At 38.2% G+C, this 24,039-nt stretch carries 13 protein-coding genes; 9 read left to right on the forward strand and 4 right to left on the reverse strand.

What is annotated here, in order from left to right; genetic code table 11:
* Positions 1-23 precede the first annotated feature (23 nt).
* Positions 24-1,064, reverse strand: a complete 1,041-nt coding sequence (locus ALPR1_RS11475) for an MBL fold metallo-hydrolase (protein WP_008200847.1) — start codon at positions 1,062-1,064, stop codon at positions 24-26.
* 253 nt (positions 1,065-1,317) lie between these two features.
* Between ALPR1_RS11475 and ALPR1_RS11480 the strand changes: the two genes are divergently transcribed.
* The gene (locus ALPR1_RS11480) at positions 1,318-2,463 is read left to right on the forward strand and encodes a hypothetical protein (RefSeq protein WP_008200849.1); all 1,146 of its coding nucleotides are present in this window, start codon (positions 1,318-1,320) and stop codon (positions 2,461-2,463) included.
* Positions 2,463-3,665, forward strand: coding sequence for a ChbG/HpnK family deacetylase (locus tag ALPR1_RS11485; protein WP_008200851.1), 1,203 nt, complete (start codon positions 2,463-2,465; stop codon positions 3,663-3,665). The genes ALPR1_RS11480 and ALPR1_RS11485 overlap by 1 nt, the downstream gene beginning before the upstream one ends.
* Positions 3,666-3,713: 48 nt before the next feature.
* Here ALPR1_RS11485 and ALPR1_RS11490 read toward each other — a convergent pair whose 3' ends face one another.
* Positions 3,714-4,145, reverse strand: coding sequence for a hypothetical protein (locus ALPR1_RS11490; protein WP_008200853.1), 432 nt, complete (start codon positions 4,143-4,145; stop codon positions 3,714-3,716).
* 188 nt (positions 4,146-4,333) lie between these two features.
* Positions 4,334-7,396 (reverse strand): VPS10 domain-containing protein, encoded by a 3,063-nt coding sequence (locus ALPR1_RS11495; RefSeq protein ID WP_008200856.1) that lies wholly within the window; start codon positions 7,394-7,396, stop codon positions 4,334-4,336.
* A 320-nt stretch (positions 7,397-7,716) separates the two neighbouring features.
* On the opposite strand from ALPR1_RS11495, the gene ALPR1_RS20320 reads away from it, so the two are divergent.
* From ALPR1_RS20320 to ALPR1_RS11530, 7 genes are all read left to right on the forward strand, one after another.
* Positions 7,717-9,156, forward strand: a complete 1,440-nt coding sequence (locus ALPR1_RS20320) for a hypothetical protein (RefSeq protein ID WP_050776393.1) — start codon at positions 7,717-7,719, stop codon at positions 9,154-9,156.
* Positions 9,153-10,709: an alkaline phosphatase family protein gene (locus tag ALPR1_RS11505; protein ID WP_008200860.1), complete on the forward strand. Its 1,557-nt coding sequence runs from the start codon at positions 9,153-9,155 to the stop codon at positions 10,707-10,709. The genes ALPR1_RS20320 and ALPR1_RS11505 overlap by 4 nt, the downstream gene beginning before the upstream one ends.
* Before the next feature lie 29 nt (positions 10,710-10,738).
* A complete protein-coding gene (locus tag ALPR1_RS11510) occupies positions 10,739-15,310 on the forward strand; it encodes a molybdopterin cofactor-binding domain-containing protein (protein ID WP_008200862.1) in 4,572 nt (1,523 codons plus the stop codon).
* A 269-nt stretch (positions 15,311-15,579) separates the two neighbouring features.
* Positions 15,580-17,604 carry a M13 family metallopeptidase gene (locus ALPR1_RS11515; RefSeq protein WP_008200864.1) on the forward strand — a complete coding sequence of 675 codons (2,025 nt, stop codon included), beginning with the start codon at positions 15,580-15,582 and terminating at the stop codon, positions 17,602-17,604.
* Positions 17,605-17,787: 183 nt separating this feature from the next.
* Positions 17,788-20,613: a hypothetical protein gene (locus ALPR1_RS20325; RefSeq protein WP_008200867.1), complete on the forward strand. Its 2,826-nt coding sequence runs from the start codon at positions 17,788-17,790 to the stop codon at positions 20,611-20,613.
* Between the two features lie 280 nt (positions 20,614-20,893).
* On the forward strand, positions 20,894-21,724 hold the full coding sequence (locus tag ALPR1_RS11525) for a LytR/AlgR family response regulator transcription factor (RefSeq protein ID WP_008200869.1): 831 nt from the start codon (positions 20,894-20,896) through the stop codon (positions 21,722-21,724).
* 100 nt (positions 21,725-21,824) lie between these two features.
* Positions 21,825-22,490 carry a hypothetical protein gene (locus ALPR1_RS11530; RefSeq protein WP_008200872.1) on the forward strand — a complete coding sequence of 222 codons (666 nt, stop codon included), beginning with the start codon at positions 21,825-21,827 and terminating at the stop codon, positions 22,488-22,490.
* Between the two features lie 123 nt (positions 22,491-22,613).
* Here the strand turns inward: ALPR1_RS11530 and ALPR1_RS11535 are convergent, their stop codons facing one another.
* Entirely contained in the window at positions 22,614-23,459 is an 846-nt protein-coding gene (locus tag ALPR1_RS11535; RefSeq protein ID WP_008200873.1) for an SDR family oxidoreductase, read from the reverse strand.
* Positions 23,460-24,039 lie beyond the last annotated feature (580 nt).

The following is a 24,039-nucleotide window of genomic DNA, read 5'->3' on the forward strand; positions in this document are numbered from 1 at the left end:
AGAATAAGAAATAATTATTTTTCTCAGTGATTCTTCCACCAAGCTTTATTCTCCCTAGGTCTATCAAGTGTGATCAATTCACCTATCATGGGAGTGATATAGTCTATTTCCCTTCTTTCTGCCGATTCTATAAATTTTTCCACAGGTTCGGTCCAAGAATGTTGCGCCAAAGAAAATCCAGCCCAATGAACAGGCATAATTTGCTTGGCTTGGCCATCCATGGCTGCTTGAACACTTTCATCTGGAAATAAGTGAATTAACCTCCAGTTTTCATTGTATTGTCCACATTCCATCCAGGCAAAATCAAAAGGACCTAAACGCTTTCCTACTTCTTCAAAATGCTCCCCATATCCACCATCTCCGCTAAACCAGATATTTTCATTATTTGTTTTAAATGCCCAGCCACCCCACATGGATTTTGCTCTGTCTGTCAGCCCTCTACCAGAAAAATGTCTCGTAGGTGTATAGGTTATTTGAATATTATTCAAATCTTCACTTTTCCACCAATTAAACTCAGTTATCAGATCAGAATCAATACCCCATTTGACAAGATGACGAGCTACGCCCATTCCTACATAATATTGTTTCACTTTTCCTTTTAGCTTGAGAATACTATCCAAGTCTAAGTGGTCATAATGATCATGGGTCATCAAAAGCAAATCAATTTCAGGGAACTCATCGATAAGAGATAAAGTATCTTGGCTAAATCGTTTTGTGGAAAAAGGAGCTATAGGAGAGGCATTAGGTCCAAGCATGGGATCAATAAGAATGGTCTTATTATTCAATCGCAGGAGAATTGCGGAATGTCCATACCAAATGAATTTCGCCTTCTCAGAGGGTTTCAAAAACTCCTTTTTATCAAATCCAATGACTGGAATAGGCTTTTTAGACTCCCTGCCTTCCTTCTCACAAAACTGCTTGTATAAAAATTTAGGAAGGGCTTGAAAGCTAAAATCCATACTTGTAGGCTCTAGGTTGAGAAACTTTTCACCATCCCAGTTTTCAATTTCTTTATATTTTTCAATATCACTTTTGGTGATCTTACCACCGAACTGCTTTCTCATTCCATTGATATATTAAAAACTTCACCTCCTCATCAGAAAAAAGAGGACTAAATACCTAACTCAAACTGAATAAACATGCCATGAGTTTCAAACTTCTTTTTTCTAAGAATAAGGTAAAAGGTACTGCATTTGGAACCAATCTTTAGATAATTGAATGACAGATGGTTATATGATGTTTTGAAAAATTCAATTAAATTAAGCTTAAATTTTTTAATCAAATAGTTCTTTCATAAACCTTAATGCTCTTTTAAATATGACTGGCCTGACTGTTTTAGATGTATTCATAAGTTTGGTTTTCATTTACTTGCTATACAGCCTTTTTGCCATGACAGTGATAGAATTTATCACTTCCTCTTTTGGCTCCAGGTCAAAAAATTTACAAACAGGAATTGACCGGCTATTGGCAGATGATAACCAATCCAGTAAGTGGAATCACACATTTCTTAACCTATTTTATTCATTCTCCACCAATGCATTCACACAGTTTTTCTATAAACACCCTTCCATCAAATATTTAGGTCATAAAGGGATCAATACCAAGCCTTCCTACATTTCGGCAAATAGGTTTAGTAGCACGCTTGTAGATATTTTGAAGAAAGGATATCATGAGGAATCGACAGATAATATCTCAGCTTCTTTGGGGCAAATATTACCTTTTGATTTATCAGAGTTGGAGGCTAGAATCGATCAGTTAAAAGCTGATTTGAAGGATCTCAAATCAAAACCAAGTAGCAGTTCTTTTGAAATAGAAGCCACTCAGGAAGAACTTGATTTTTTAAAAAATGACCTTCAAAAGAGATTGCAAAGATTTGGAGAGTCTTTTCATGAAGACTTGAACATAGGTCCAGATACAAAATATCAATTAAGTTCTCTGTGGAATAAATCAGAAAATGACATTGAAAAATTTCAAAGCCTTATCAACCATTGGTTTGAAGAGCAAATGGATAGAATTTCGGGTTGGTATAAAAGAAAAGTCACTTTCCTGACCTTCTTAGTAGGTTTTATAATTGCGGCATTGTTTAATGTAGACACCATTCACCTGGTAAAGGATTTGTCTCAGAATGAAACCATGAGAACACTTTTAGTGGATAGTGCGCAGGAATTTATTGCTAATAATCCGGATGGAATCACCGAAAACATGACTTCCGAACAGAGAGATTATATCAGTTCAGTAAAGAAGGAAATGGATCAATATACTTCTGTATTAAGCAATAATAAAGAAGACAATTTTCCAGCAATTTTAGGTTGGCTTATTTCTGCATTTGCATTTTCATTAGGCGCACCATTTTGGTTTGACTTGTTGAATAAACTGATGAAAGTTCGCCCTTCCATTCAGATACCTGCAAATAATCCAGAAAAGAAGGGTTCTGAAGATGTAATCACTAAAGCAATTGGGTGATGGAAACGTATCGAGGTATTGCCACAACACTGATGAATTCGAGAATTGATTATCCTTCTGTAAATGCAAGGAAAGGAGTCCTTTTGAACGCAGGTTCTGAAATCGAAATATCACATGCTATTAAAGGGGAAATGTACCGATCTACCGATATTTGGTATGTTTTGACGAACCACACATTTGTTTGGAGTGGAACCATTCATACACCTCAATCGGTCCCTTTTATTGAAAAAAAGCTTTTGATTACGGCCGATGATATTGGGATCGTTCAGGAGATTGATGAAGGAGCAAAAATGGCTTTATATAACAAGTGGATTAACTCAGTAGCCATTTTGGTCAATGGAAAAACTGAATCCAATTTAACTGAGCTTTATGAATTCCTGAAAAACAACTGCAGCAAAAGCTCTGATATTCCACTAATTGATACAACCCATTTAGGTTTACATTTTACCATGACTTCGGGAGAACCAGTAGCAAACCCCGCGGATGTAGGATTACTTTTGGATGATAAGGGCTGTTTCAAAAAATTCACAAAATTCAATAAAGACTATGAAGCAGATCAATATGTCCACCAAATCATCCTAGAGTTTCAAGCTCAGTATGATAAATTTAAAAGTGTTTTTAAGAGAGAACCCGATCATTTGACCTCTCATCATGATGTTCTCACTTTCAACCGACCTCTTTTTCATTTTATGAACGAATGGTCCGATAAAAGAAATATTCCTATCAGGAATCATAAATTTTTACCATCCGGAAAGAGATTTTGGTATGACACTTTGGTTTTGAGAAATGTAGACCTCCCAAGCATATCAAGAATGAATGACTGGAAAAATGATTTTGGAACAAAAGCTTATGGACCTGAACATACGTTCGTTGCACATTACGGACCTCTTCCACCTTTGGCAGTAGTTGATTATAACAAACAGGTCAGGAAGAAAAAGAAAATACTCAAGGAAGGAATATTGGATTTTTTACTGAGCAAAGATCAAGTCAGAGAAATAGTAATTCACCTGATTAAGTCTGAAAATAGAAGACAAAGAGACTTGATCAAAGAGCATCAATCATTGCTTGATTTATATTCTGGCATAGACATAAAATATTTTGATGGGAGAGTGGCAGAATACTTATCACTCAAAAACAATAACCCTATTAAATTAAGTCCTTGGATTGCCTTTTTACCTTGTTCTCAACAAGCTGTTACTTAGAACTACTCAATTAACTACAGTCATTTAGACTTTCAAAGACAAAGGCAATCATTCCCGATTGCCTTTATTTTTTGTCAATTCATAAATGGCTCCGGACCTAAGTTCGTAATCCAGAGAGTTAATAAACGAGTCAATTTCTCCTAAGTGAAACTCAATCTCATACCTGATTTTGGCCAAGCCACGGTAATAGTCCAACCAAAAAGGATCAAAATCATCTATACCATACAAATTGGACCAAGCAAGAAAATCCGGTTCCTCCACATAATCTTCCAATGACCTCAAGCAAAGGTATATACATATCAGTTGATTAGATTCTTCAAAATCATTGTATTCATCCTCAATGAATATTTCCCAACTACCTGAACTTGAGTGAAACATCACTTGCAATAGTGACTCCTTTGACCCCAAAAGCTCCACACGAATCGAATGATCTTTTTGGTATTTTTTTAATTTCGCTATTTCAGAAAAACTCTGTTTCATCTGTCAAAAAAAAGAGGCTGTCTCAAAAGTCTCAAATTTGTCTGCCTAAGCACTGGAGCGACAAAAGTCGCGCAAATCGAAGGCCTTTTTGAACGAAATGACCGACATTTCGATTTCGAGACTCTCGTCTCTCAAGTGCTCAATGTGACAAAAACCAATTATGAGACAGCCTCTTCATTCCTTATTATTTACTTCTTATCAATGGATATTTTCTGTGGCAGTGTTTCATTTAATTTCTTCAATTCTGAATTTAGAATTTCATCAAGTTTGGATAGATGGCCTTCCAACTCAGCCGAAAGCTCCTCAAAAACCACATAAGCTGCATCAGTGGGTTTTGCCTGCCCACTTTCTACGCTTCTTTGAAGAGATGCCAGTCTGTTGTTTAATTTAATCGGAAAGTTTAATGGATCTTGTCCAGATTGATTTTTAACCTGATAGAGATCCTCTTCAATGACTTTCATTTTACCCAAAATCTCATCAATTTGAGATTTTACTTTTGAATTGGCTTCAATTTCTCCAGCCTGCTCTCGAATATCCCGAATTAAAATCACTGCCTCATTTGCTGCAGAAACTTTGTCTCTGATCTGGATTGCCAAATCAAATTGTTCTTGCAGATCTTCTGCTGTCACACCTTCTAAATTGGGGTCCATCTCTAATGTAAAAGAAGTACTTTCCTCTACACCTGCAGTTTTCAAAGTCACTTGATAATCTCCAATTGGTGCCATGGGACCTCTTTGGGGTCTACCTGACCAGATAATCATTCCATCAAAAACTGTAGCTCCAGGGTATCTCATATCCCATGTGAAGGTGTTTAAGCCTTTCTCTACACCCGGCACATTTCTTCCTTTCTTATCTTTCTTGCCTGTATAGGTATTGATTAGGTTCCCTGCATCATCTTTAATTTCTATTACGACAGAATCAGCCTCCGTAGGCAAATAATACTGAATAGCCGCATTGTATACACCTCTAATTGGATCTGCTGGTTCGAATAATTTCACTTCATTATTGGAGTTTACTTCCACAGCTTCACGGAGCGGCCCGATATCATCCAATATCCAAAATCCTCTTCCATGTGATCCTAAGACCACATCATCATTTTTCAAAACCAAATCCCTGATGGGAGTATCAGGCAAATTCAATTGAAGAGATTGCCAATAGTCTCCATCATTGAAAGAGACATAGACCCCATGTTCGGTTGCCAAATACAAAAGTCCTGGCTTTTCTAAATCTTCACGAATGGCTCTTGCAAAATGTCCATCTTCAATTCCATCAATGATTTTAGTCCAAGTTTTTCCAAAATCCTTGGTTTTAAAAACATAAGGCTGCCTATCATCTACTTGGTACCGATTGGCTGCCAAATACAAAGTACCAGGAGCAAATTTACCCTCATCAATAATACTCACTCTAGAGAATTTTGGAAGTTCTGGAGGTGTAATATCTTCCCAATTTTGACCTCCGTCCCGGGTGATATGTACCATTCCATCATCAGAACCCGCCCAAATGGTATTCACATCATGCATGGAAGGAGCAAGGGCAAATACCGTTGCATAGATTTCAGGACCGTTCATATCCATTGTGATTACGCCACCGGTTTTACCCAGTGTCTCTGGATCGGCATAGGTCAAGTCTGGACTTATCTTTTCCCAAGTCTGTCCATCATTGGTGGTCTTCCAGACATGCTGGGAGGTCGTGTACATAATCGATGGGTCTAATGGAGAGAACATGATAGGAAATGTCCATTGCCATCTTTCTGGAAGGGCAGAAGCAGGCTCACCAGAAAAGAACCTAGGATATACTTGAATATCTCTGTATTGCCCAGTTTTACGGTTATATCTAGTTAAAAGAGCACCTTGTGAACCTGCATAAAATACGTCTGGGTCTGTTGGGCTTTGTGTAATCCAACCACTTTCTCCACCACCCACGGCATAATGGTATCCATGTCCAGGACCTCTGCCCAATTTATGATTCCAACCTTCAGAAGGCATCGCCAAAGTAGAGTTATCCTGCTGCGCACCTGCCACATGGTAGGGTACATCCGAAGTAGTCATGACATGGTAAAATTGGGAGGTTGGATAATCTTCTTCCGTCCAGGTTTTTCCTCCATTGATACTGACTACGCCACCACCATCATTAGAGGAAATCATTCGCATAGGGTCATTAGGATCAATCCATAAATCATGATTATCCCCATGAGGAACCCTGATTTCTACATCAAATGTCTCTCCACCATCAGTGGATTTCCAAAAGTCAACATTCAATCCATAAACAGTATTTTCGTCGATCGGATCAGCATAAATTCTAGAATAGTAAAAAGCTCTCTGTCGGAGCTTCCTTTCATCATTTACTTTCTTCCAGGTTTTTCCAGCATCATCTGACCGGAAAACACCACCTTCATTGGCTTCCACAATTGCCCAAACTCGGTTAGGGTTGGCAGGGGAGACCGTCACCCCAATTTTACCTATAGGGCCTTCAGGCATTCCTGGGTTAGATGTTAAATCAGTCCAGGTATCTCCACCATCAGTGGATTTCCATAACTTAGAATCAGGTCCACCTCCCCACATTTTCCAAGCTTTTCGGTACACTTGCCAAGTAGAAGCATATAGCACCTCTGGATTAGTCCTATCAATGATCAAATCAGCAGCTCCAGCTTTGTCACTTACATAAAGTACCTTTTCCCAATTGTTTCCGCCATCGGTAGAACGAAAGACGCCTCTTTCTTCATTTTCACCATAGGGATGTCCCAAAGCAGCAACATACACGACATCTGGATTTGTTGGGTGAATTCTAATTCTCGAAATAGCTTGTGTTTCCTTTAACCCTAGATCTCTCCATGTTTCACCTCCATCCGTAGACTTATAAACTCCGTCTCCTTGGGTGATACTACCTCTTAATTGAGTTTCTCCACCTCCTATGTAAACCACATCTGGATTGGTTTCAGCTACTGCAACCGCACCAATACTGGAGGAGGTGATTTTCCCATCAGTTACAGGAAACCATTCATTTCCTCCATCGGTAGTCTTCCACAGACCTCCACCAGTTGCTCCAAAATAATATTCATTCTTCCTTCCGGGACTTCCGGCCGAACCCAAAGATCTCCCACCACGATCAGGACCTATATTTCTCCATTCGTAGCTACTATAAAAAGTTGGGTCAACAGGTGATTTTTGTTCTTGAGCATAGGTTTCATGCCCAGTAAATGCAATTCCCAGGCATATAATCAATGCCCGAATCGATCGGTAATTATAATTCATAAGTTTAGTTGATGGTTTTATTGATTATAATTTACAAAAAGAAAAGACAGTGTTTAGAAGTCTTTTTTAGACGGTCAGTGAAATCAAGCTTTCACTTTGGTGAAATCTCTCCTCACAATCAGATTTTTTAATTTGAAATAAGGTTAAAAGTATTTGGGAGTAAAAAATGACTAAATAATTAATTTCACTTTTATAAATTACCTACTGAAAATCAGTTAATTATCTCACAAAAAATTTCTAAACATCTAAATTTTAAGGATTTAAACCATTATATTAAGCTAACTTTTAAATCAATTTTTTATCCCTAAATCTATTTCAAGATGTTTTCAAACTATTTTCAAAAGAGGGGGATGGCAGTTATTTGCTTTTTCTCTTCAGCAATTATTTTCAATTCTTGCACATCTTCAACCAATGAAAGTTCCGATACCGGAAACGAATTAAAAGAGACGGTCAATAACAATTTTCCTGATTTTGGGAAAATGATCAGCCCCGAAGAATTTCAAAGTAAATATCCCGGAAAAAAAGTGTTTAAACTAAGTCAAGATTATCCATTGACTTTGCCAGATGATTCTGAATTACCCGAATTTCTGAACATTCCATTTGATGAGGATGAACACTGGATGGAATACATCAATGCTGTTCGAGACTATTCTTTCGAAGGGATGATTGAGGTTGACTTTGTAGCTCAAAAAAGTAAAGTGAGAAACTGGTACCATATGCCTTGGATGCACTGGGGACCGCAAGGTTCAGAAGGCTTTCATGGACTCGCAAAAGAAGCAGAAATTGGACCTTATCAATTAGGGCCTAATCAAACGGAAGAACACCAAACCTATGCACTTGGTTTTTACAATGAATTTGCTGGGTATACACTAGCGCAAATGTGGAAAGATGGAGATAATCCAGATCCCTATGCAACCCAAGAACCTAATGGTTTTCCTGTAGGCACCGTAATCTTCAAATTACTCTTTACTGACGCTGATGAAAGTGAAGTAGATTATTTAGTCAATCCCATGACTTGGGACGCTTATATCACTCCCAGTTGGAATAATGGATTGGATACAGGAAGAATTATTAAACCTATGCATCTGATACAGATGGATATCATGGTTAGGGATCCTAGAGCAGATAAATATGGTACTGGTTGGGTTTTTGGAACCTTCTGTTATAACGGAAAACTCAATGATGGAAAAGAAGGCTCCATGCGAGCAGAAAATTTGGTTCCCGTAGGAATACAATTTGGAAATGATCCTCAGGATACCACCAATTTCATCAATCCTTATCCAGTGACACGGACAATTATTAATCCGAATCTAAAGCAGACTAAAATCAACCCAGACTCTACAAAATTACCTCCACAGCATCTTGGTTGGGGAGGAAGATTAGATGGGCCTGTGGATTTAAATACATCTTCTTGTATGTCTTGTCATGCAACTGCAGAATTCCCTCAGGTGGCTCCATTAGTTCCAAAAGAGGCATTTATTGGAGATACAAATGCTCTGGGTCAATTAACAAAACTTACTGACACCCAAGCTGAGGAGTTCAAAAGATATTTTGAAAACCTTAGGTGTGCGACTTCTTATGATGAGACTGCTACCTCCTGTGACTTTTCACTACAAGTGTCTTTGGCTTTAGGCTATTTCACAGAATGGAAAGATGAGAACGTCGCTGGATATTGGGAAAGTGAATATGATCGAATTCCAATAGAAATGCATCGAGATGGAACCTTAAAAGTAGATTCAAATGAACTCCCAAAGCCATGAGCCAATACTTATCAGATCAAACGGAAAGACTTCAAAAAAACATCAAGCATATTGTCGTTTTAATGCTGGAAAATCGCTCTTTTGACAACCTATTGGGTTGGCTTTACTACGATCAAAAGCCTAACAATAATCAAGAATTTGAAGGTTTGAATTATGGGCTTTGGAATCCACTTAACAATATTGACTCGGATGGGATTCCCTTCATCGAAAAAGTTGGGATTGAGCAAAATGGTGAAAAGAAATACAGTTATGGAAAGGAAGTTCCCAATCCAGAAAACTTTTGTCTACCATGTCCAGACCCGGGAGAAGGGTTTAAAGATACCAACCACCAGCTTTTCAGCCATTATAATGTAGCTCAGGAATATCCGCCTGACCCTGTCAACATGGGCTTTGTTCAAAATTATCAGAATGCCATGCTTTATGGGACTTATAGTTTTGGAAGTCAGCCTTCCAACCCTAGAGATATAATGAAGTGCTATACTCCAGCTCAGACCCCAATTCTTTCTGGTTTGGCCAAAGGATTTGCAGTTTGTGATCATTACCACTGCTCTATACCTAGTCAGACTTTACCGAATAGAAGTTTTGTTCATGCAGCTACTTCTGGAGGAAATGTAAATAATACTCCCAATGCCGATTGTAGTAGCAAAACGATTTATCAGCAAATTCAGGAAGCTATTGATACACAAAATAGGACAGATTTAAGTTGGGGGATTTTTGGAAATAACCTGATGTCAACTTCCGAAAAGAAAAAAGAGGAAGATAAATTAGGAGAGTTTGGAAAGGATTATTTTTCTCTTACCCGTCTTTGTATGACAGGCTTACATGACCCTAAGTTCGATTCGAATTTTGATTCCTTGGATAGCTTTTTCCAAAAATGTCAAAAGGGCACAATCCCCAGTTATTCATTTTTAGAACCAACTTATGGAGGAGAAGGTCAAAATGATCAGCATCCACCTACAGATATACGCACTGGAGAGAAACTGATAGCTGATGTTTATAATGCTGTCAAAAATTCTAAAGTCTTTGAAAATACCCTACTTATTGTCACTTATGATGAGCATGGAGGCTGTTACGACCATGTTCCACCACCAGGAGAAGCTGTAAATCCAGATCCTAATAATACGCCTGGTCAAGATGGGTTTCTATTCAATCGCTTTGGGGTAAGAGTTCCCTGCGTATTGATCAACCCCTACATATCAGAAGGATTGATCGCCAGACCCAGCGGATATGTTCCCTACGATCATACCTCAATCATTAAAACGGTTCAGGAATGCTTCCAGCTTGATGGAAATCTCACAGAGCGGGATAAAGCAGCACCAAGTCTTTCCGGGGTTTTAACTGAATCAGTTCCAAGAACAACTTTTCCTGATCTCACGCCTTTGTCCTGTGACACCAAAGTGGACGTGGATCATGTGAATGACCTTCACCGAGTCATGGCGAAGACCGTGGAGAAACTTACGGGTACCAAAAAGCCTGATCAAGAAAAAACTTTAACCTACCTACAAAAGAACTTTAATAAACTTTTTATCAAAAAACCCGCAAAGTCATCCTAAGAGATGAGTTGCTTTTTAAAAAACATACCATGAACAATTCTGTTTCATTTTTCTTAAATGGAGAAGAGGTAACTATTCAAAACCCTTCTCCAAACCTTCTATTGCTTGATTATTTGCGTTCTGATCAAGTAGGCCTTACCGGAGCCAAAAAAGGCTGTGGTCAAGGCGGCTGCGGAGCTTGCACAGTAATTTTATCCACATGGAATGAAAAATCTCAAAAAGCTGAACACAAGTCAATAAATTCTTGTCTTCGTCCAGTTTGTGCCCTAGGAGGGATGACCATTACCACAGTAGAAGGTACAGGAGGCATCAAGAAACCGGAAAATAAACACTTAACTTTTACACCTTCCGCATCTAGAGGAGCAGCTCCTATTAGTTCAATCGTCAAAGCTCCTCCAGCTTGGAATGAGGCAAAAGCTGCTTTATCCGAATCAATTGAAAAGAGGCATAAGAAGCAAAAGTCCCTTTTAAAATCCAGTTTGAATAGCTCGATGAAGGTCATGCACCTTACGGAAGAAGAAAATCATGAAATCCAGGAAGGAATTAATCCAGTAGCTCATCGATTAGCAATCAATAATGGAACCCAATGTGGCTATTGTACGGTAGGTTTTGTCATGAATATGTCTGCTTTTCTAAGCGAAAATCCTTGTCCTACCAAACAACAAATCGAGGATATTTTTGATGGAAATATCTGTCGATGTACAGGTTACCGATCTATTTTGACTGGTATGAAAACTTTTGCCTCAGACTGGAGCAAGGAGGATGAAATACATCGAATGAAATGTATAACTGAGGATAAATGTGATCAGGTAATGGTCCATAATGCCATCAATATTCCATTTCCAAAGGCTGCAAAAATGGCTTTGCCTCCTGTTTCTATCCTAAATACGGAACAAAAATGGCTAAGTCCAGAAACCTTGGATGAACTGAAAAGTATTTTAAGGAAAAACCCTCCTGAAACTACCCGAATTGTCTTTGGAAACACTTCATTTGGTATTTACGCAGAGGAATTTCCCTCCTTCAAATTATTTGTTGACATTAAATTAATTCCTGATTTATATGGAATCAGGAAAACTGAAAATGGTCTTGAAGTAGGAGCATCTACCACCTATTCAGAATTATTAAATTTCTTGGACAAAGAAATTTCGGAAGAACATCTTTCCCCTACATCCAACTTAGGGATTCTTCAATTTATGTGTCATCGTACTGCGGGAATGATCGTAAGAAATGCAGCTTCTCTCGCAGGGAACACCATGTTGGTGTTAAAGCACTTAATGACTGGAGCTCCATTCCCTTCAGATTTATTTACAGCTTTAGATGGTATTGATGCAGAGATTAAGTTGCTCAGGATTAAATCAGGGAAAATTACTCAAATCAAAATTTCTGATTTGGTCAATCAGTTGCTGAAGTCGCCGGAAATGGCTTTTGACCTGGTTATTTTAAGTTATTATCTACCTTATGGAGATAAGCACGCTGTAGCTCTTGCACAAAAAGTTGCCATAAGAGAAGTCAATTCACACTCCATAGTGAACAGTTCCACTAAAATCGAGCTTTGTAATCATCTGGAAATTTCCAATGCTTCTATTGTCTTTGGTGGAATAGCACCGGTTGCATGGCATGCCACGAAAACAGAGCAATGGTTAAAAGGAAAAATGATCAGTTTAGAACTTTTGCCCAAATTGACTGAGATCCTCCGTAAGGAAGTAAAAAAAGAATTGAACTTCTGGGAAAAGCAGGGGAGAATGATTGGTTTACCTTCAGAGGGATTTACTGATGACTACAAAGTCAATCTTGCTATTTCATTTATTTATAAAGCCATTATTCGCACACTTGTTGAAAAAGAGAAAAAATCAGTACCAAAAGAAATCCAATCGGCAGGCCAAATCAATTGGGGAAACTGGGGTTTAAGTAACGGTATACAAAAATATGTAAATCAAAGCTTTAAAGACCCTGTATCTCAACCTTACATCAAGTTAATGGCATTCCATCAAGCGATGGGACAAGTACATTATACGCATGAAATAGAATTACCACCTATCGGGAAAAATGCTGCGTTTATTCAATCCAGCAAATCCCTAGCAAGCTATTATTTCATACATCCTGAAAGTAAAAAGCGGATTCAAATTGAAGAGCTTGAGGAGATTTTGACATCAAAATTTAAAGCTTTCTTCAAGCTCATTACCTACAAAGACATTCCAAAAGGTGGTTTGAATTTTCAGGGAATGGGGGCGGATCAACCCATTTTCGCAGTTGATAATATCCTTTATCCGGGACAGGTCATTGCTATGGTCATTGCCAATACGGAGCAGGATGCTATTGAAATAGGAGAATATGGATCGAAATACTGTGTAGGATATGATAAAGTTCAATGGGATCCTAAGCAAAAACCTTCTAAAGACCAGAAGTGGGAGGAACCCATTATTTCAATAGATGACGCAATCAAAATGGGAAGTATTTTTCCTGATTGTCCCAAAACAGCTCCTTTTGTTTCTCATATATGGAAAATTACTCGTCCAGGAACGGAGCTTTATTGGGCAAATCTAAAAAAAGACCCATTAGACAAAAAACCGAAATATCGGGAAGAAATTATTGATGGGGCCAAATGTAATGTCATAGAAAACACTCAAATCTGTGGTGAGCAGGTTCATTTTTACATGGAAACACAATCCTGTGTGGCTTTCCCAGAGGATGACGATATGATTTTAGTGCATCCTTCCTCCCAAAGTCCCATGGAAATGCACCAAACTGTAGCAAGTTCTTTGGCTTTCGAACAGAACAAGGTCAATGTGTCCATCCGGCAATTAGGAGGTGGATACGGGGGCAAAACGGAACAAACAAAATTCGTTGTCGGTCCTGTGGTAGTAGCTGCAAATTCCCTTAAGCGTCCTATCAGGTTAGCGATGAAACGGGAACATGATACTGCGATGATAGGAAAGAGGCATGGCTACTATGGCCAATATCAAATCGCAGTAGATCAGGGCAAATTAAGACCTGAAGACCGAGGTATCATTAGAGGCTTATATTTCAAAATTTGGGCAGATGGAGGAGCATTTTATGATTGCTCATACATTGTCAGCAATTGTGTACAACTAAGAATAGACAATGCCTACAAAGTCAAGAATTTTGAAAGCCAATTAGATGTCTGCAGAACGAATAAAGCTCCCAATACAGCCATGCGAGCTTTTGGAGATATTCAGGGAAAACTTATTTCAGAGAATGCCATAGATGACGCAGCATTTTCTATCGGAATGGATCCTGTAGAACTGAGAAGGAAAAACATGTACGTTAGAGGAGATGTCACTCCATTTGGTCAAGCACTTTCCTATTGCTACATGCGGGATGTATGGAATTATGTAGAGGAGAAAAGTAATTATAAAGCAAAGCTAAAAGAGGTCAATGCTTTCAATAAAGCCAATAAATGGAAAAAGAGAGGCATTTACATGGTTCCTGTCAAATATGGATCAGGATATAATCTGGTGATGATTGAACAAGCAGCAGCTATCGTTTCAGTTTATTCAGGAGACGGCAGTGTCTCTATTAATCAAGGTGGAGTTGATATGGGGCAAGGGATGGTGACCAAAATTGAGCAGATAGCTTCTTATGTTTTGAACATCCCGATGGAAATTATCCAAATTCATAGTCCCGATACCAAAGTCATCCCTAACCCAACAAGCACAGGAGGCTCCACAGGTACAGCCTATAATGGGGAAGCCGTGAAGCAAGCCTGCGAAAAAATGCGCACCAGAATGACAGAGTTTGGATATAAACTACTAAAAGATCAAGGTGAAGAATGGTGTAAAATGCAGGGGATTGACTTCTGGAACTATGGGAAGGAAGGTTGGGCTGCTAAAATCCAGAGGGGGCAAGATGAACATCCAAAATTGATATGGCAAAACTTAGTCGCTTTAGCTTATCAATATCGAGTAGATTTAATTTCCTCCTTCACCGCCCCAATTCCTGGAGGAACTACTCCAATACCAGCTATGACTTTCAAAAGCACCAAGGAAAACAAGGCGATTCCAGGGATTGAATTAGCTGATGTACAATCTACAGCTGGAGCGGTAGACTCCTTTGTTGGATTTACATTTTCTGCAGCATGCTCTGAAGTAGAGGTGGATATACTTACTGGAGAGGTGAAAATCCTCAAATCCGACATTGTTTTTGATATGGGTTGGAGTTTAAATCCTGCTATCGATATTGGACAAGTAGAAGGAGCGTTTGTCCAAGGCGTGGGTTATGTCTTAACAGAAAAGCTTGTTTTTGAACCTGAAGGAGAAGAAAAAGGAAGGTTAAATACGCTCAATACCTGGACCTATAAGCCACCGGCAATAACCACTATTCCTTTGGAGATGAATACACATTTGTACCCAAGAAATTTATCTAGTGAAGTTCCTGAGAATCCTAATGGTCTTTTCTCTTCCAAGGAAGTTGGAGAACCACCTTTGGTGTTGGCTACAAGTGTTTTCTTTGCTATTAAATCAGCCATTCGAGCTTCTCGATTAGAAAGAGGACTTTCGGGTTACTTTAAACTAGATGCCCCTGCCACAGTTCAGGAAGTCAGCAGGGTATTGGAAGTAAGTGAAAAAGATTATTCCTCTTAAATAACCTGTATTCAAAAATTAAAGATGCCGTCTCACTGCTCTTTTTTGTCAAATTGAGTTTCTATGCAAGTGTTTTGAATCTAAGTGCTCGATTTGATAAATACAGGCTTTTTAGATAGGCTTTTTTAGTATGTAGGCCAAAAATCTACTTCAATTTCGAATAACTCATAAGATATAGCGCTTGATAGGCTTTTTTTGGGCTTTGTGTAAAAGATAATTGAATAGCCATTCTTTTAGCTTAAATTTCAAAAAACCATCAACATCACCTTATGAGAAAATCAATCATTGCTTCATTAGCAGTTCTTATTGCTTGCAGCCCAAACCCAGAGGCAGAGAAGGAGGTTCCAAGAAGACAATTTATCAAAGTAGATGAGATCGACTCATCCATTAAGCCAGGAGATGACTTCTTTATGCATGTCAATGGGACCTGGTATGATACAGTAAAAATTGCCGATGATCAAGCAGGTGTAGGATCCTATTCCTTTCTGAATATTCCCCAAAAACAATTGCTTGAAAATATTCTTACTGAGGTTTCATCAACAGAACATCCTAAAGGAAGCATTGAGCAAAAAGTAGGAGATTTTTATGCTTCAGGTATGGATACCACAGCAATCAATTCCCGTGGTTTTACTCCTGTACAGCCCATTTTAGATCAAATTGAGGCTATTTCGGACTTGAATAGTATGAAGGAATTTATTGCTTCTGAATTGAAGTCAAACAACCAAACATTGATCGGTTTAGGTATTTCTCCTGATGATGAAAACAGCAGTATCAATATCGTTCACCTAAGACAAACCGGCCTCGGATTACCCGATAGAGATTACTATTTCAAATCTGATTCTTCCACTTTAGGAATTCAAAATGCTTACAAAACATATATCGCAACTTTATTTGAACTGACAGGAAGTAGTTCAGGAGAAGCTGCACAGGCTTCTGAGGATGTATATGCCATTGAAAAAGCATTGGCGGAATCACATAAAACCCGAATCGAAAGACGGGTAGTAAAAGAGAATTACCATAAGTTGGCCGTTTCCGATTTAGAGAAAAAGCAACCAAATCTTGGGATTGAATCAATTTTGGGAGATTTAGGATTAGATGCTGATTCACTGGACGTTCGGCAACCAGCATATTATGAAAAGTTAAATAACCTACTGGCTTCAGTTTCATTAGCAGACTGGAAAACTTACCTGAAAGCACATACACTTTCCACCTATGCAAGCTACCTAAGCACACCATTCGAAAATGCTTCCTTTGAGTATAGTAAAGTAGTTTCTGGGCAGTCCAAGCAATTAACACGTGCCCAACAAATAGTACAGCAAGTTGATAGGCAATTAGGCTTTGATTTAGGCCAATTGTATGTCAAAAGGTATTTCAATGAAGATGCTAAGCAAAGAGTACATGACTTAGTCAACAACCTTCAAAAAGCGTTTGAGCAACGAATAGATAAATTGGACTGGATGAGTGACAGTACCAAGGCACAAGCGAAAGAGAAGCTTTACGCGATCAATAAGAAGATTGGTTATCCTGATGAATGGAGGGAATACCCTGTCAGTATTGATAGGGGAAAATTCTTTGAAAATGTCTTGGCTTTGAGAAAAGATGCAAGTCGATACCAGCTAGAAAAATTTGGTAAAGAGCCAAATAGAGAGGAGTGGGGGACCACCCCAAGTACGGTAACAGCCTATTACAATCCTTCTTTAAATGAAATTGTATTCCCGGCAGGGATTCTTCAATACCCCTATTTTGACCTCTATGCAGATGATGCAGTCAACTATGGTGGAATAGGAATGGTGATTGGACATGAGTTAACCCATGCCTTTGATGATCAAGGTGCACAATATGACAAGGATGGAAATGTTAAAAATTGGTGGACCGATGAAGATTATGATAAGTTCAAGGCTAAAACTCAGCAATTGATCGAACGATATGACAGCTTCACTGTTTTAGATTCTGTTCATATCAAAGGTGCTATGACGATTGGAGAAAATACCGCAGACAATGGAGGAATATACATTGCTTATGATGCTTTTAAACTCACCGAACAAGGTCAAGATAGTACCCTAATAGATGGCTACACACCAGATCAACGCTTCTGCCTTTCTATAGCCAATATTTGGAGAGTAAAGGTCAGAGATGAGTTTTTGAGAACTTATGTTAATACCAACTCTCATTCACCGGCAATGTGGAGAGTGAATGGTCCATTGATGAATTTTGAACCATTTTATGCGGCATTCCCGATTGAAGCGGGTGATAAAAACTTTAAGCCAAAAGAAGAAAGAATAAAAATCTGGTAATCTTATCTAAGGTTTAAACCAGAGAATTTAAAAGCCGAATCCAATTCATTTTGGGTTCGGTTTTTTTGATTTGTATAGTTAAATCTTCTTCAATTTTTTTTGATTACTCCTGTATTATTCAATAAAATTCTTTTGTGATAGAACTGACTTTTCTTTTCTTGTCAAACATAAATTTTTCCTCTTATGAAACCCATTTATTACCTGTCCTTAGCCATTCTCCTGCTATTTGGTACTTTGTTACCCCAACTAACAAATGCTCAAACAGACTGGCTTTTGGATAATTCATCCTATAAGTCAACCATCAATAAAAATGGGGATCAGATAGAACTCTCAAATGGTTTAATCAAGCGAGTAATTAAGGTTTCTCCAAATGCTGCTACTATACGTTTAGATAATCTTTATAGCGGAGAATCCTTTTTAAGAGGGGTGAAACCTGAAGCAGAGGTGACCATCAATGGAGTAAATTATGAAGTAGGGGGATTGAAAGGTCAACCCAACTATGCATTCCTAAAAGAGGAATGGGTCGATAAGCTAGAAAATTCTCCTTCAGCCATGCAATACATAGGCTATGAAATCATGGAAATTCAAACTCCATTTGAGTGGGCTAAAGTTAGATATGGCGATAAAAATGCCCCTTGGCCTCCAAAGGGGGTTCACTTACGATTGGATTTTAAATTACCAGAACCTAGCCAAATGCTAGCCTCCGATACACCCCTACCAAGTTTCCTTGGAAGAAATAAAATATACTCGACTGATTTCAATGAATTGGATCCAACTTGGACTATCCAAGCTTCCAAATCTCATCCAAGATCATCTTTTCAAAATGAGGGTAAAATTGGAGAAATCTATACACCTGAAAACAGTTCTGTTTTCATCGAAAGAGACTTTGATCCTAATTCTAAAATTATTGAAGCTTCGATTTATACCGGAACTGATAAAGCAAAAGAATTTGGACCGGGAATCACTTTGGTTTGGCCTGAAAAAACCATCAAATTTTTCCTAAGACCTGGTGGAAATGAGTATGACGATGGAGTTCCGATGTTTGGACTTTGGGATGGAGAAAAGCAAATTAAAGCAGCGGGAGGAAGGCAGGAGCTGGATTTATCCACCCCATGGACTCTTAGATTTAGAATCACAGAATCTGCTGTTTATTGTGAAGCAAAACCATGGAATGGAGGAGAATGGCAAACCATCGAGGAGTTACCAGCATTTTCCAGTATGCCCGAAAAAATACGAGTTGGGAAAAGCAATGAAGAAGGAAATTTCCAAGATCATGAGAAAGTAGGTGATTTGGTACGATTACAAATTCGTGACTTTTCCATATATGGAGAGATCGACCCCGAAGTTAAATTGGACTTGGAACCTGAAGATGTTACAGTTTCCGTACACTATGAGTTGTACGATGGAATTCCGGTCATGGGCAAATGGCTGACTGTTCAGAACAACAGTGATAAAACGATAACCATTGGTGATTTTACTTCCGAAATAATAGCTGCTGTAGAATATGAATCCAAAGTAGAGAAGCGTGAAAAAACTGTGTTTCAAAAGCCTAACATCCATGTGGAGACTGATTTTGCTTTTTCGAGTATGTCAGCCGATGATGCCAATGCCCATGTGGTGAATTGGGAAGGGGATCCAGAATACTTTACACAAGTAAACTACCTTAGAGAGACACCTACACTACTCAAAGTGAGTCCTGAGTATGGCCCAGACCAATCCATTGAACCCGGAGAAGAATTTAAAACCTTCCGGACATTTGTTTTACCCCATGACAGTTATGAACGGGAGCGAAAAGGTTTGGCAGTTCGAAAAATGTACAAAACTCTGGCTCCTTGGACTACGGAAAACCCATTGATGATGCATGCTCGATTTGCTGATTGGGAACGTGTCAAAATAGCCATTGATCAAGCAGCTGAAGTTGGCTTTGAGATGGTAATCTTAACATTTGGTTCTGGCTTTAATATAGAAGATGATAGCGAGGAATATATAGCCGAAATGAAGCGGTATGCCGATTATGCGAAAAGCAAAGGAATAGAGATTGGCGGATATTCTTTGTTAGCTTCAAGAAGTATTGATGCAGAAAATAATGTAGTCATGCCTGAAGGAAAAAAGCCAACCTTTGGGAATTCACCCTGCCTAGCCAGTGAATGGGGACAAGACTATTTTAAAAAGCTGTATAATTTTTACGAAGAAACAGGCTTTACTCTATTAGAGCATGATGGATCTTACCCAGGAGATATTTGTATTTCCGAAAATCACCCAGGACACAAAGGTCTAGCAGATAGCCGTTGGAATCAATACCAGATGATTTCAGGATTTTACCAATGGTCTAGAGGAAAGGGAATCTACCTCAATATTCCTGACTATTACTTCATGACAGGAGGCAGTAAAATAGCCATGGGATATCGAGAGGTAAACTGGAGTCTACCAAGAAACGAGCAGTTGGTACACGCGAGACAAAATATCTATGATGGAACTTGGGAAAAGACTTCCACCATGGGCTGGATGTTTGTTCCACTGACCGAATACCATGGAGGGGGAGAAGCAGCCACCATTGAGCCTCTAAATGAGCATTTGGCGCATTATGAAATGATGATGGCTAGCAATTTAGGAGCAGGCGTTCAAGCTTGTTACCGTGGTCCAAGACTTTTTGATACCGAAGAAACCAAAATCATGGTAAAAGGAATGGTAGATTGGTACAAAACACATCGAGAAGTACTGGAAGGGGATATTATTCACTTAAAAAGAGCTACCGGAAATGATCTGGATTATTGGTTGAATGTAAACCCAGGTGGAAAGGAAAAAGGAATGTTGGTGGTATATAATCCAACAGATCACGCCATCACCAAAACCATTAAAGTTCCACTTTATTATACAGGACTAACAGATCAAACGAAAGCAATATTGAGTAATGGGGCAGCTTTGGATTTACAACTTGCCAGAGATTATTCAGTGGAGATTGAGGTTTCTGTTCCAGCCAATGGAGATGCTTGGGTCTTGTTTAAGTAAAGAATACATCAATCCAGGATCGATATTATTAGCACAAGTCTCTAGCTTGTGCTTTTTTATTGATTTTGTTATTGCTTTCATCCAAAAAGTTGGGCAATATAGAAAAGGGTCCAAGTCTTGAGACTTGAACCAAAAAAGGTGACAGTTGCTGGAAAGAGCGATAGCTGGGTGCTATTTCAATAAATTAATGAGGAAGAAATCGCAGCTTAGTCTAACCTTCCTAGGCAGAATTGCATGGATTTCAAAGAGAATTTGATACTTTCATTTAAGCAGCCTAGCCATGAGTTCCTTTTTGAAAGAATCATTTTTTCAATTGAGCAAAAGAGAAAAGCTTTATGCCATATTGGCCATCAGCCTTTTCTTTTGCTTTTTTATGCTCTTTTTTCAGCCATTTGGCGTTAATAATTACGATCCAAAAGAATCTATTACTCCTGGATTTGCTTTGGCAATTTTTTCCATGGGGCTCTACCTTGGGTTACTTTTAGTTATTAATGAGTTTTTAATTTTTCCTTTGATTTTCAAAGGAGGTATTCTTCGTTGGCAGATTTTGATGTGGTTGATCTGGTCTATCATTTACATAGCTTCAGCCTTATTTTTATTTTATAATATTCTTGGAGAATGGCACGATTTCAGGCTTTCCAGTTGGCTGGACTTTATCCTCAATTTTGGAGCGTTGGCTATTATACCTTTGACAGCAATATTTCTATATGGTAGAATGAGGCATGTGGAGCAGCTTACAGAAACAGCTGAGGATTATCATTCAGATATGAATACCATTATTCATTTTCCTTCTGATAATCAAAGTAACCTTCACTCTTATTCGCTTGAAAATATTCTGTACCTAGAATCAGAAGATAATTACGTGGCAATACATTTTATCCATCAGGGCACCTTTTCCAAAACGTTGATCCGAAGTACATTAAAAAAGATTGACGACCTAAACTTGCATCCGGAATTAGTAAGATGTCATCGGTCTTTTATAGTGAATTTGGGTCATTTAGCAAAATATGATGGAAATAAACAACAAGGAGTGATAATCCTTCAGCATGGTTTAACCCCCATTCCTGTTTCAAAATCTTATGCTTCAAATCTAGTTTCTCGGCTTCGATAATTCATTTATCCCAAATACTTGATTTTTACCCCAAATGCTTAAAAACTAGTAACGAGTGAAAGGTTTTCATGCTCATAGTGTTAAACAAAATCACAACACTATGAAAAATCTTATTGCTTACCGTACACCAAACGTCTGGACCAATGTCCTTTCGTTTTTCATTTCTCTCACCTTTATGATTGTTTGGCTTCCTTTTATCCGATCTCTATTTGATGGAAGTTCTTACATATGGGGAACAGAATATTTTGGACTTAGAATTAGTGGGGCTGGAGTAACTCCTTCATTTATATTTCTTATTCTCCAAATGAGTTTGTACGCTGCCCTCATCGTAGGACTGTATAGAATGAGGAATCGAAAACTTTATTTTGGTCTTCTTGGAATTTGGTGGGCCAATGTTTTCGGGAATTTGTTGTTTGATATTCTCAAAAATGGAGACACTATGTTCCATGGAGATACTTTAAACGTCCATTTTTCCTTAACCTACATCATTTTACCCATCGCTGCATTTGCCTTATTTCTTATAATCAGAGTAATGAAATCTGAAAAGGTTGGTGCCGAAATACCTTGGGGTAAAGAGAACAAGATTTTAATGTACCTTTTTTTAGGAATGTTACCTGTTCTTTTCCTTTTACTTTCTTCAGGTGAAACCAGTGGAACAAGCGATCAGATCGGAGTAATTTTGGCGATAGCTCAATGTTTTTATATCCCCTTAATTTTTAAACCATTTAATTTTAATAAAGAATTAAAAACAAGTAATGCTTATTGATTCTTGAATTTCGGATGTAGTTTCTTTGATCGAAAGGAAACTACATCCTATTAAAAAATATAATTTCATATACCCCTATATATCAATACTTTAATAATAACTTTTTAAAGGATTATTTAGAATTTAATTCCAAAAAGTCAAACTCTTTTTTAGCTTTCTTAATCTTTTTAAAGGATGGTTTCGAATGAAGCGACGTAGTAACCAAGGCGAAAACCGATTTAGCCAAAGGGTGACTCCTTCCATACCTCCTACATAAAATTCCTCTTTACGTTTTGAAATGGCTAATATCATTTCATTTACGGCCTTTTCAGTAGGGTAGGCCTTTTTAAATGCCGTTTCCACTTTCCCATAATTTTCTCCTTGCCCCATGACTGCATGTGCGGTAATTTCTGTCTGAATTATCCCTGGAATAAGTATAGAAATGAAAATTCCTGAATCCACCAATTCACTTCGTAAAGATTCGAAGAATCCATGCAGTGCATGTTTGGGAGCAGAATAGGCCGCTAATTTTGGGACACCATATTTTCCGGATAAACTACTAATCACTACCAATTGACCAGAGCCTTGTTCTTGAAAATGGGGTAGAAGAGATTTGGTTAAAGTAACAGCTCCAAAATAATTGATATTCATTAGCTTTTGATCTGTCTCGATTGAGGTGTTGATAGCAAAATCTCTAACAGCCATTCCTGCATTATTGATGAGAATATCAATCCTTCCAAAAAAACTCATTGCTTCTTTGGCTTTGCCCGGAAGTTCAGAAAGGTTCTCCAAGTCAATTGGCAATACTTTGGCTGAACCGGGATTCCTTGGAAGTTGAGAGTTTACCCGCTTTAGTTTCCCTTCATTTCTAGCCGAAATAATGAGCTTTGCTCCAAAATCTGAGAATTGATAACACATTTCCTCCCCGATACCTGAGGAGGCTCCAGTAATCCAGATAACTTTTCCTTGAAAATGTGATTTTAAGCTCATAAAAAGTTAATTGGGTAAAGTATTGTATATCAATTTACTAAAATCCTGACATTGTCAATTTCCCGGAAAACTCAACAAATAAAAAATGCTCGCAGAATGAATCTACGAGCATTTATTTCTATTTTTTGTACTAATCCCTGCTTCAATTCATTTCCATAATTGTCTCGTGAAGACACGAGGCAGAGATTATCAGACTTCAGATTCTTCAATCAATTTTGTTTTGAAATCCCCCTGGCCCCCTTTGATCTAAATCCTATTTCAATTGAATACGCTTCTCCAAGGGGGAGTTGATTCATATTCAAAACTGAAATTGAGAATTTTCCGCTTTCAGACTTTATAGTGGTCTTAAATATTACTTAGACAGACAAAATGCTTACAGAATACTGTTACTACTCATTTCCATAATTGTCTCTTGAAGACACGAGGCAGGGATTATCAGACTTCAGATTCTTCAATCAATTATGTTTTGAAATCCCCCTAGCCCCCTTTGATCTAAATCCTATTTCAATTGAAGACACTTCTCCAAGGGGGAGTTGATTCATATTCAAAATTGAGATTGAGAATTTTCCGCTTTTTCACT

It is taken from the genome of Algoriphagus machipongonensis (genome assembly GCF_000166275.1).
In the GTDB taxonomy this organism is placed as follows: Bacteria; Bacteroidota; Bacteroidia; order Cytophagales; family Cyclobacteriaceae; genus Algoriphagus; species Algoriphagus machipongonensis.

Bases quoted from the DNA above. Each gene is read 5' to 3' on its own strand.
- ALPR1_RS11525 (WP_008200869.1), top strand. From the start codon at position 20,894: ATGAGTTCCTTTTTGAAAGAATCATTTTTTCAATTGAGCAAAAGAGAA.
- ALPR1_RS11495 (WP_008200856.1), bottom strand. From the start codon at position 7,396: ATGAATTATAATTACCGATCGATTCGGGCATTGATTATATGCCTGGGA.
- ALPR1_RS11510 (WP_008200862.1), top strand. From the start codon at position 10,739: ATGAACAATTCTGTTTCATTTTTCTTAAATGGAGAAGAGGTAACTATT.
- ALPR1_RS11530 (WP_008200872.1), top strand. From the start codon at position 21,825: ATGAAAAATCTTATTGCTTACCGTACACCAAACGTCTGGACCAATGTC.
- ALPR1_RS20320 (WP_050776393.1), top strand. From the start codon at position 7,717: ATGTTTTCAAACTATTTTCAAAAGAGGGGGATGGCAGTTATTTGCTTT.
- ALPR1_RS20325 (WP_008200867.1), top strand. From the start codon at position 17,788: ATGAAACCCATTTATTACCTGTCCTTAGCCATTCTCCTGCTATTTGGT.
- ALPR1_RS11515 (WP_008200864.1), top strand. From the start codon at position 15,580: ATGAGAAAATCAATCATTGCTTCATTAGCAGTTCTTATTGCTTGCAGC.
- ALPR1_RS11505 (WP_008200860.1), top strand. From the start codon at position 9,153: ATGAGCCAATACTTATCAGATCAAACGGAAAGACTTCAAAAAAACATC.
- ALPR1_RS11490 (WP_008200853.1), bottom strand. From the start codon at position 4,145: ATGAAACAGAGTTTTTCTGAAATAGCGAAATTAAAAAAATACCAAAAA.
- ALPR1_RS11535 (WP_008200873.1), bottom strand. From the start codon at position 23,459: ATGAGCTTAAAATCACATTTTCAAGGAAAAGTTATCTGGATTACTGGA.
- ALPR1_RS11475 (WP_008200847.1), bottom strand. From the start codon at position 1,064: ATGAGAAAGCAGTTCGGTGGTAAGATCACCAAAAGTGATATTGAAAAA.
- ALPR1_RS11480 (WP_008200849.1), top strand. From the start codon at position 1,318: ATGACTGGCCTGACTGTTTTAGATGTATTCATAAGTTTGGTTTTCATT.
- ALPR1_RS11485 (WP_008200851.1), top strand. From the start codon at position 2,463: ATGGAAACGTATCGAGGTATTGCCACAACACTGATGAATTCGAGAATT.